5 protein-coding genes are annotated in these 4,147 nt (G+C 71.4%); 3 read left to right on the forward strand and 2 right to left on the reverse strand.

The window, feature by feature from the left end:
* Window positions 1-29: 29 nt before the first annotated feature.
* Both HLK59_RS48595 and HLK59_RS48600 read right to left on the reverse strand, forming a co-directional pair.
* The gene (locus tag HLK59_RS48595; RefSeq protein ID WP_171148096.1) at window positions 30-1,223 is read right to left on the reverse strand and encodes an ROK family transcriptional regulator; all 1,194 of its coding nucleotides are present in this window, start codon (window positions 1,221-1,223) and stop codon (window positions 30-32) included.
* 205 nt (window positions 1,224-1,428) lie between these two features.
* Window positions 1,429-2,262 (reverse strand): hypothetical protein, encoded by an 834-nt coding sequence (locus tag HLK59_RS48600; protein ID WP_171148097.1) that lies wholly within the window; start codon window positions 2,260-2,262, stop codon window positions 1,429-1,431.
* Window positions 2,263-2,500: 238 nt separating this feature from the next.
* Between HLK59_RS48600 and HLK59_RS48605 the strand changes: the two genes are divergently transcribed.
* Genes HLK59_RS48605 through HLK59_RS48615 form a run of 3 tightly spaced genes read left to right on the forward strand, consistent with a single transcriptional unit; the run spans window position 2,501 to window position 3,967 of the window.
* Window positions 2,501-3,094 (forward strand): hypothetical protein, encoded by a 594-nt coding sequence (locus HLK59_RS48605; protein WP_171148098.1) that lies wholly within the window; start codon window positions 2,501-2,503, stop codon window positions 3,092-3,094.
* A complete protein-coding gene (locus HLK59_RS48610; RefSeq protein WP_171148099.1) occupies window positions 3,091-3,672 on the forward strand; it encodes a hypothetical protein in 582 nt (193 codons plus the stop codon). Before HLK59_RS48605 ends, HLK59_RS48610 begins: the two co-directional genes overlap by 4 nt.
* A complete protein-coding gene (locus HLK59_RS48615; RefSeq protein ID WP_171148100.1) occupies window positions 3,659-3,967 on the forward strand; it encodes a hypothetical protein in 309 nt (102 codons plus the stop codon). The genes HLK59_RS48610 and HLK59_RS48615 overlap by 14 nt, the downstream gene beginning before the upstream one ends.
* The last annotated feature ends 180 nt before the right edge of the window (window positions 3,968-4,147 follow it).

Genomic DNA, 4,147 nt, shown 5'->3' on the forward strand with positions numbered 1-4,147 from the left:
GACGAGGGGGGCTTACCGGGGGCGGGGGCTCAGCGCGAGGTGTCGAAGACCTCGTCGCGGGTGGCCGCCAGCGCGCTTTCCAGCGCGCCGCGCAGCACGGGGTGTTCGGGTACGTCGCCCAGGACGAGCTTGGGCCTGGCCGCGGCCAGTTCCTCCAGCTCGGACTGGACGAGGGAGCGCAGCACTTCGCCGCCGGAGGCGAGCGAGGCGCCGCTCAGGACCACGAGTTCGGGGTCGAGGACGGAGACGAGGGAGGCGAGACCGGTGGCGAGATGGGTCGCGTAGGTCTCCAGCAGACACTGGTGGAGGGGGTCTTCGGACTCCGCGGCCCGCTGGACGAGGGCGGCGGCGACCTCGGCGTAGGGGCCGGTGGGAATGTCGTCGATACCGAGTTCGCGGGCGAGCTTCGGGATGGCCTGCGAGCCGGCGAGTACCTGGTAGCCGCCGCTGTTGGCCTTGGTGACCTGCCGGACCAGAGGGGTGCCGGGCACGGGCAGGAAACCGACCTCGCCGGCGCCGCCGGTCCAGCCGCGGTGCAGCCGGCCGCCGAGGACGAGGGCCGCGCCGAGGCCGCCCTCGTTCCACAGCAGCACGAAGTCCTCGTGGCCACGGGCCGCGCCGAGCCGCTGTTCGGCCACGGCGACGAGGTTGACGTCGTTCTCGTACTCCACCGGCATCGGCAGCGCGGCGGCGAGTTCGTCGAGCAGGGTCGGGGTGTGCCAGCCCGGGAGGTGGGAGGCGTAGCGCAGCCGGCCGGTGTTGGGGTCGAAGGCGCCGGGGGTGCCGATGACGAGGCGGTGGACGTCGGCGCGGGCCAGCCCGGCCGCCTTCACGGCGCCGTCGAGGGCGTCGGCGATCTGCTGGACGACGGGCTGCGCGGGGCGTCTGCCGGGGGTGGGCAGTTCGTACGACCCCACCGTGCGGCCGGTGATGTCGGCGACGGCGGCGAGGATGCGTTCGGGGGTGACGTCGAGCCCGGCGGCGTGTCCGGCGGCCGGATTGACCTCGTACAGCTGGGCGTTGGGGCCCGGGCGGCCTTCGGTGGTGCCGCCGGCGAGCACGAGCCCCGCCGCTTCGAGACGGGCCAGGAGCTGGGACGCGGTCGGCTTGGAGAGGCCGGTGAGCTTGCCGATCCGGGTGCGGGACAGCGGGCCGTGCTCCAGGAGGAGGTCCAGTGCGGCGCGGTCGTTCATGGCGCGCAGCGTGCTCGGGGTGCCGGCCATGTGTACCCCTCTCCCGGGACGGTTCCGCAGCAGACTTTACGGAAGGTAACTGTTAGGAAGGTTTCCTATCGGATGCAGGGAACATAGGTCCGGTCCGTGGGGGAGTCAAGGGGGACAGAACAAACCGCCCCCGCAGGAAACGGAGTCGTTACCTGCGGGGGCGGTCAGAGGTGGTGCGAGACGGTCCGGGTTGGTGCGGGGGTGACTACTGGACGTCGATGTAGTCGCCGGTGGCCTTCGCGGCGGCCGTCGTGGTGGTGCCCGCGAAGACGTAGCGGTAGTAGCCGTCCTTCGACGCCGTCACGGTCGACTTGAGGTAGCCGCCGGTCGAGGAGGTCGCCGTCTTGACGGTGCTGTAGGTGTCCGAGCCCTTGGCGCGGAACTGGAGGGTGGCCTTCTGGGAGACGTAGCCGCTGTACTTGCCGGTCTCCCAGTTGGCGCGGGTCAGCTTGCCGGTGACCGTGATGGTCTTGCCCTTCTTCACCGGCTCCGGGGAGGCGTTGGCGGTCAGCTTGGCGGCGCGCTGGATCTTGGCGGTGCCCTTGTTGCCCCACATCGAGTAGCCGGACTCCACGCTGACCTGGTCGTCGGAGTCGTCCAGGTCGACGGTGGCGTGCCCGTACCAGCCGCCGACCTTCCAGGTGGTGGCGTCCGCGGCCTCGAACAGGTCGAACGACGGGTCGATGGTGAAGGTGCCGGAGCAGGACTCGGTGACCGTGGTGTCCGTCGTCGCGGTCGTGGTGCACGTCGGCACATTGGCGTTCAAGATCGAGTTGTCTTGCTCCGACAGCGTGCCACGGTAGAGCAGGACGCCCGCGAAGTTGTTCTCGTAGTCGATCGTCAGGTCGGTCGGCCGGGTCAGGGAGTAGGTCACCGGGACCGTCACCTCGGCGGTGGTGCCGGCGACGATCGTCTTGCCCTTGTTCACGACCATATCGGCGAAGACGAGGTCCGGCGTGGCGGCCTGGGCGGCGGGCACGGCCAGCGCGGACAGGGCCAGGGCACCGGACACGACGGTGCCTATGGCGAGCTTTCTCATGTGTTTCCCCACATTCAGGGCGGGCCCCTGGGCGTTGCGCTCCAGAACAAGGGCCCGCTGATGGCTTGAACCTAAGCGAGGGGGAGCTGCGTTGGGAATGCGGAGAGGCTGTGAACAAGATTAATTCCGGAGGCGTCACACCTTCATCACGATCCGGCTTTCCGCAGGTGAGAGGGGACCGCCTTCACAGGTTCCTGTACTTTCATCCGCCTGCGAACGGAAAGTTGAGGGGCGGGGTGTGAAGACTTCGGCGGTGTTGCTGTGCGCGGCCGTGTTCCTCGTGGCCGGGTGCCGGGTGGGTGGGAGCGACTCCGCGTCGGTCACGCGCACCACGGCCGGTCCGGCGTGCGCGGACGGGGAGATCCGGTGGGCCGGGGTGACCGAGGAGCGCAGGCTCATCGCGGTGTCCCGGCCGGTCGACGTCGATGAGAAGGACGGGAAGATCCGGTTTTCTCCCGTTCGGGTGCGGGAGTTGGAGCCGAAGGCGGAGATGAGCGGCGAAGGGCCGTCGGCGGGGCGGCTGTTCGCGTCGCTCGGTGAGCACCTCGGGTGGGAGGCGGACACGTTGGCCAGGCCGGGCAGGTCGTCCGCCGCCGCGGAGCGGGACGATGTTGTCGACTACGACGGCGCGGGTACGTTCGTCTCCGCGCGGGCGGTCCGGGCGGTCGACGCGAGCTTCGTCGCGGACTGCTCCGGTACGCCGGTCCACGGCAGCGTCTCGTCGTGGCACGGCAGCTCGGGGGCCTCGTTGCAGTGCGGCGTGGATCCGTCCGGTGAGGGCGGGAAGGAGCCGTGGGTCGCGGAGGCCTACGCGTTGGCGTGCGGCTCATGAGCCCGGCGGCGGCCTGCTGGCGGGCCAGTGCGACCTTCTTCAGCCCGCTGATGATCGTCCCGGTGCTCTCCTCGCTCTGGGACGACCACCACTCCTGGACCGCCATGGGGCTTGACCTGGTGGGCATGGCAGTGGCCTGGGGCGTCGTCAGTTTCGTCTGGGCGGCGGTGGCCTGGGGGCTGCTGAAGCGACGGGCGCGGGCGGCGGGGCTCCGGCTCGGCTCGGGGTCCTTCGAGGAGCGTCAGACGCATCTGCTCTCGTCGCCGCGGGCGGACGAGGGCGGGCAGGACCGGGTCCGTGAGCGGCTGGCGGACTGCGAGCGGGCGTTCCTCGTCCTCGGACCGGCCGCGGACGAGATCACCTTCCGCTGGCGTCCCGGTCGCAACAAGGACCACTCGGTCCGGGCCTCCCTGACCTTCGACGCGGTCGCGGGGACGGTCCTGGTCGACGTGAAGGGCGGCGACGGGCACCTGGGGGTGGCGGGGCTGCGCAAGGGCTCGGCCTTCCTCGCGGTGTGCCAGATCGCTCGGGCCCTGGGGCTGGAGGGCGCGAAGGAGCGCCGGGGTGGGCTGGTATGACGGGACCGCGGTGGCGCTGGGGTGCGGGCTGCTGCTGACGGCGGCGTTCACCGTGGCGACCGGGCGGACCGTGTTCCCGGCCAAGGGTGTCGTACGGCCGCGGTTCGTGGGGGTGTCGGAGCTGTGCTGCGGGCTGATGGGGCTCGGGCATCTGCCGCAGGTCGACGCGGGCGGTACGGCGAACCTTGTGCTGATCGGTCTGAGCGCTGTGGCGACCCAGCTCGCCTGGTGGGCTCCGCGTCCCAAGGGTTCGCCGGGCGCTGCGGGCTCTGAGAGCTCCGCCGGAAGGCGGTGACGAACGTGCGGGCCGGTGAGGGGCTGGTCGCGCCCGCACGACGGTAGTCGCGGATTCGGCACAGCCGCCACGCCCCCTCGCGTGCCGTCAGCAGCACGATCGGCGCCGGCGCCGGCCCCGCGAAGCCCCCGGCCTCCGGCTCTCGCCCCTGGCCTCCGGCTCCGCCCCCGGCCCGGGCCC

The sequence above is a fragment of the Streptomyces sp. S3(2020) genome, from assembly GCF_013044505.1.
Lineage (GTDB): Bacteria > Actinomycetota > Actinomycetes > Streptomycetales > Streptomycetaceae > Streptomyces.

Excerpts from the sequence above, each read along its gene's own strand:
- HLK59_RS48610 (WP_171148099.1), top strand. The coding sequence starts at position 3,091 with ATGAGCCCGGCGGCGGCCTGCTGGCGGGCCAGTGCGACCTTCTTCAGC.
- HLK59_RS48600 (WP_171148097.1), bottom strand. The coding sequence starts at position 2,262 with ATGAGAAAGCTCGCCATAGGCACCGTCGTGTCCGGTGCCCTGGCCCTG.
- HLK59_RS48595 (WP_171148096.1), bottom strand. The coding sequence starts at position 1,223 with ATGGCCGGCACCCCGAGCACGCTGCGCGCCATGAACGACCGCGCCGCA.